Origin of the sequence: Gordonia alkanivorans NBRC 16433 (genome assembly GCF_000225505.1) — a bacterium.
Taxonomy (GTDB): Bacteria; Actinomycetota; Actinomycetes; order Mycobacteriales; family Mycobacteriaceae; genus Gordonia; species Gordonia alkanivorans.
In genome coordinates this window covers 1-1,667 of sequence record NZ_BACI01000119.1, presented here as the reverse complement: position 1 = coordinate 1,667, position 1,667 = coordinate 1, and the positions used below count along the sequence as shown (strand labels likewise).

Genomic DNA, 1,667 nt, shown 5'->3' with positions numbered 1-1,667 from the left:
TTCTGCCGACAAGTTGACACCTGAGGTTCATTCCACTGATCTCGCCGAACGGCTGCAGCAGCGCGGTCGGTTGCACGATTTCGTGGTGTTGCCGCAGATCGGTCACATGATCAACATGGAGGCACCGAAAGATTTCAACGAAGCGGCGGCGCGATTGGACGCAGCGACCGTAGAACGTTGACAGCGAAGTATCGATGCCTACGGGGTCACGCACATGGCCGCTGATAGCTTGCGGGCTTCCAGTAGGATAGTTTCCACAATGTCAGTCGTCCGCCGCGTTTCCTCCGCGCCATCTCAGGTACAGCGTCGGGTGCGTGATGCCCGCAGCACCCGGTGGGATGACCATCGCGTCGCAATACGAGCGGAGTTGGTCGATGCGGCCATACGGGCCATCGACCGCCATGGCGTAGGCGTGAGCATGGACGACATTGCTGCGGAGGCAGGCGTGTCTAAACCGAAGCTGTACCGCTACTTCGGCGACAAAGCGGGTCTAAACGGGGCAGTGGCGGCGAAGCTCGGTGCGTTGATGTGGGAGTCGGCGCAAGTCACAATCTTTGCTGAGCAAGATCATGCGTCTGTTGACGATATGATTCGCTCGTCGGTCCAGTCCTACGTCGCGCTGGTTGGGAAACACCCCGTGGTCGTCAGGTTCCTTATGGCGAATCACTTGTTTCAGTACTCCGGATCGGGAAATGGTGGAGTTGCTGACCAACTGAGGTCGGTGATGGAGGCCGTCGCCGACCGGTTCACTGAAAGTCTGCAGCGTGTTCACGCAGATGCCTCGATCATTCCCTTGGCCGTGGCGTCCATCCTGGGTTCTGGACTATCGGCGACTCAGTGGTGGATCGACAACGGTCGTGAGCAAGGGGTCAACGACAGCTATTTCGCCGCACACCTATCGGAGACAACGTGGGGAATAATCAACGGCGCGGCCGCAACCGTAGGCGTTGCCTTCTCACCTGATCTGCCGTTCAGCCATCCCGGTTTCGCGTCCCGCCTCGAAGTGAACTGACCGCGTTTGCAATCAGCCAATCGCCGAACTATCCGTAATCAGTGGCCGCGCGTCACGGGCCCGGGGTGATTGTTGTCAGTCGATCGTGCAGCCCAGGGACGGCGAGCGTTTGATACGACGAACAGCGTACCCGGCAGCATAGTGGACCCGGAGAGGCCGGCGGCGGGAATACAGAGCCAGCGGACACGCCGGGCCAACACCACATAGCAGACCCTCGCCCCGGTTGTCAACGGCCAGTTTGATGTCCCCGCTGGTGGCCAGGTGAAAGTCCCCACCCTGTGCGGGATGTTCTAGGTGGGTGGTACCTCCGTTCGGTGTGTCATGCGGTAGGAGTCGCCGTCGGTGATGACGATGGTGGCGTGGTGTAGGAGCCGGTCGAGGATGCTGGCGGCGGTGGTGTGTTCGGGTAGGAATCGTCCCCATTGTTCGAAGGGCCAGTGGCTGGCGATCGCGAGGGAGCGGCGTTCGTAGGCGCCGGCGACGAGTCGGAACAGTAGTTGGGTGCCGGTGTCGTCGAGTGGTGCGAATCCGATCTCGTCGAGGATGAGCAGATCTTGGCGTAGCAGGGTGTCGATGGTTTTGCCGACGGTGTTGTCGGCCAGGCCGCGATACAGGGTTTCCACGAGGTCGGCGGCGGTGAAGTACCGCACTTTGT

3 protein-coding genes and 1 pseudogene are annotated in these 1,667 nt (G+C 60.7%); 2 read left to right on the top strand and 2 right to left on the bottom strand.

Annotated features, from left to right (window positions below; all coding sequences use genetic code 11):
- Positions 1 to 181, top strand: a pseudogene (locus GOALK_RS21775) (alpha/beta hydrolase); the annotation flags it as partial.
- Positions 182 to 262: 81 nt separating this feature from the next.
- Here the strand turns inward: GOALK_RS21775 and GOALK_RS24420 are convergent.
- On the bottom strand, positions 263 to 403 hold the full coding sequence (locus GOALK_RS24420) for a hypothetical protein (protein ID WP_230461868.1): 141 nt from the start codon (positions 401 to 403) through the stop codon (positions 263 to 265).
- 15 nt (positions 404 to 418) lie between these two features.
- On the opposite strand from GOALK_RS24420, the gene GOALK_RS21770 reads away from it, so the two are divergent.
- Positions 419 to 1,012 carry a TetR/AcrR family transcriptional regulator gene (locus tag GOALK_RS21770; protein ID WP_006361008.1) on the top strand — a complete coding sequence of 198 codons (594 nt, stop codon included), beginning with the start codon at positions 419 to 421 and terminating at the stop codon, positions 1,010 to 1,012.
- 290 nt (positions 1,013 to 1,302) lie between these two features.
- Here GOALK_RS21770 and GOALK_RS21765 read toward each other — a convergent pair.
- Positions 1,303 to 1,667 (bottom strand): ATP-binding protein (locus tag GOALK_RS21765; RefSeq protein WP_006361007.1); only part of this gene is annotated, 365 nt, incomplete at its 5' end.

What these genes read in the sequence shown, in the direction of transcription:
- GOALK_RS21770 (WP_006361008.1), top strand. Translation starts at nt 419, where the DNA reads ATGGACGACATTGCTGCGGAGGCAGGCGTGTCTAAACCGAAGCTGTAC.
- GOALK_RS24420 (WP_230461868.1), bottom strand. Translation starts at nt 403, where the DNA reads ATGGCGGTCGATGGCCCGTATGGCCGCATCGACCAACTCCGCTCGTAT.